Genomic DNA, 2,453 nt, shown 5'->3' with positions numbered 1-2,453 from the left:
GGCCCCGGAGCCGCCGGACACCACGGCCCGCGACCGTGCATTCTTCGCGGCGGCGGCGGCCGCCGCGGTACTCGGCGCCGCGGGCATCGGCGCCGGGATACTGCACCGCGTCCGCGCGCGCAGCGCACCGGGGCTCAGCCCCCGGTGAGCAGCGCCGCGGGCGCGGGATCGGGCGTCAGGCCGTCGTGCACCACCAGCGCGTCGGTGCGGGTGAGGGCGGGGCCGGCCGGCAGCAGCCCCAGAATCGACCACGGCGCCGGGTCGGTCTCTCCTCCCAGGCCGAGAACCTTCGACGTCGCCGCGTCGGGAATGCCATAGCGGACGCCGGTCTCCGCGACGAGGAACCGCGGCCCACCCGCGCCGACGCCGCCTCCGGCGCCCCGCACGGCGGACACGTGGGCCGCGGCTCCCGGAGGGATCACGAACCGGTCCACCGACGGGCCCGCGCCGTCGGCGCCCACCAGCCGCACCGCCGCGCCGCGGTCCGCACGCGGATCACCGGCGCCCACCGTCCAGCCGCCGCCGTGCCGCCCGGGAACCCATGTCGCGCAAAGCGTCCCGTCAGCCACATCACGCAGCCGCAACCTGCCGTGCGGGTAGCCGTCCAGTGGCAGCGGATGACGCGTCACAGGTGCACCGGCCACCGCCTCCGGCCCGATGCTGCGCTGCAAGAGTCCCTGCCGTGCGCCGGAATACAGGATGAGATCCGCGACGGTGGCAGGGAGCTCCTGGAGGCCGTCGCGCAGCACCACGTACCGGTCATCGTCCGCATCTGCGCCCGCTCCCCTGTCGACACGGACCACGTCGCCCACCCGCACACCCGGCATCGGGAAACCGGGGGCCTCGCCCGCGCCGTCGATGCGCGGGGCGCGCAGCTCCCGGCCCGCCGGCAGCGCGGCCATCAGCCCCGCCGAAGCCCGCACCGGAGTGATCCCGCCCAGCCCGAGCGCGCGCACCACCTGGGGATCGCCCAGGTCCACGGCGGAACGCGCGCCGTCGAACACCACGTACTCGCGCTCGCCGTCCGTCACCAGCACCGCCGCGCCCCCGGTGAGCGCCGCGGCCACGGCCTGGTCCCGGCCCACCAGCACGGTGGTCTGCGCGACGGCGCCGCGCTCGAACCCGTCGCACACCGTCCACGGCCCGGCGACCTGCTCCGTGCGCGCGGGAAGCAGCTGCGGCGCACCGGGTATGCCGACCATCGGCCCGCGCCGGATGTCCGGAAGGTGATCGCCGGGGACCCCCAGCGGCGGCGCGGGCGATCCGATGACCAACCGCGCGGAAGCCAGGTTCAGGGCGGGATGCAGCACCTCCCCGACGGCGCCGGGCCCCGCCCCCGCGGCCCCGATCCGCTCGTCCTCCACGCGCACGTACAGCGCGCCGCTGTCCTCGGCGAGCAGGATGTCGGAGCCGTCGGTGTCCGGCGCCGGGCTGATCCACGCGGCGATGCCGAAGCCTGCCATCACCAGCGTCCCCAGCACCGCACCCACCGTGAGCGAGCGCGACGCACTGCGCATCGGCTCGTGCAGCATGCGCACGTCGCGCCGCACCAGTGCGTGCTCCATGCGGCGGATGATGAACCTGTAGCCGTTCACCTGCGGCCTGGTCGTCAAAGGCGCGGGCATGGCACCCCCCGTTCTCGCGCTCCCCCGCGGCGGACACTACCGTAGTCCCCGTCCGGTGTGGGGGCCGGACAGCGGATCCAAGGGGGAGGATCAAGGTGGGGGCACGGCCGGTCACGATCATCATGGTCGCCGAGATCGTCGGCGTCACAGCGGCGCTCGCACTCTCCGCGGTGGGCTCGGTCGTTCCGATCGCGGTGGCGGCCGGATTGCTGGCGGCGCTCGGGGCGGTCGCGCCGGTCCGCGGCCGCTCGCTCGTGGGCGGCGCGGCGCTCCGTTCACGGCACCTGCTGCAATACCGCGGGCACCTCGCGACCGCGCCGCCCGGTCCGGCCTTGCGGTCGGACGGGTGCGACGGCGCCTCGGGCGGACGGGGCGCCGGCCGGCGGACGAGGGGCGGCGCGAAAGTACGCGAGGACGTCCCGCTCGGCCCGGACGGTGCCCGCGCCCTCGCCGTTCCACCTGCGACCGGATTCCGTTGGGATGCAGATGAACTCATCTGCGCCATGCAGGTATCCGACCCCGTCGGCGCCGTCACGATGATCGCGTCGGGCCGCGCCGCGCAGCGCCGCGGAGGCACGGCCGCCGCGGTGTCTCCGGGACTGCTCGCACCCCTCCTGGACCAGTTCGATATCCGTCTGTCCGGTATCGACATCCACACCCGCAGTGTGCGGACGGCCGGTCCGGCGGCCGCGGCCGCGGCGCACACGCGCCTCGTGGGCAGGCTGCCCACCGCGGTCCGCCGCGACACCGTCGTCGTGGTCCGCCTGGATCCGCGATTGTGTCCTGCTGCGGTCGCCCGGCGAGGCGGGGCCGGCGACCGCGCCGGTG

Annotated in this window: 2 protein-coding genes; one reads left to right on the top strand and one right to left on the bottom strand. The window is 75.9% G+C overall.

Features of this window, described 5'->3' with window-relative positions; translation table 11 throughout:
• Positions 1-134: 134 nt before the first annotated feature.
• A complete protein-coding gene (gene eccB / locus JJ683_RS18640) occupies positions 135-1,625 on the bottom strand; it encodes a type VII secretion protein EccB (RefSeq protein WP_277952170.1) in 1,491 nt (496 codons plus the stop codon).
• 95 nt (positions 1,626-1,720) lie between these two features.
• On the opposite strand from eccB, the gene JJ683_RS19710 reads away from it, so the two are divergent.
• Positions 1,721-2,453 (top strand): type VII secretion protein EccE (locus tag JJ683_RS19710; protein ID WP_307811058.1); only part of this gene is annotated, 733 nt, incomplete at its 3' end.

Origin of the sequence: Tomitella cavernea (assembly GCF_016599145.1) — a bacterium.
Lineage (GTDB): Bacteria > Actinomycetota > Actinomycetes > Mycobacteriales > Mycobacteriaceae > Tomitella > Tomitella cavernae.
Note: the sequence above shows the minus strand (reverse complement) of the source record. Positions and strands in the feature narration are given on the sequence as shown.